This window comes from Neisseria sp. P0021.S006 (assembly GCF_051956895.1).
Map to the genome: position 1 here is coordinate 1 of NZ_JBQCWZ010001337.1, position 255 is coordinate 255.

The window sequence follows — 255 nt, forward strand, 5'->3', positions numbered from 1 at the left end:
CAACAAAAACGCCAACGCCCGCGCCGGAGCCGAACGCGCCGCCATCAACGCCCCCATGCAAGGCACCGCGTCCGACCTCATCAAACGCGCCATGATAGACGTATCCCGCTGGCTTTCAGGCGACCTCCTGCAAAGCAAACTGATTATGCAGGTGCATGACGAATTGGTGTTGGAAGTACCTGAGGCAGAGCTGGATTTAGTCAAAGAAAAACTGTCGCAGATTATGGCGAAAGTGGACGAAGGGATGTTGAACGT

Annotated in this window: 1 protein-coding gene; it reads left to right on the top strand. The window is 54.9% G+C overall.

Annotated features, from left to right (window positions below; all coding sequences use genetic code 11):
* The coding region (locus ACTHUM_RS20185; RefSeq protein ID WP_440404027.1) for a DNA polymerase at positions 1–255 on the top strand (255 nt) is incomplete at both ends.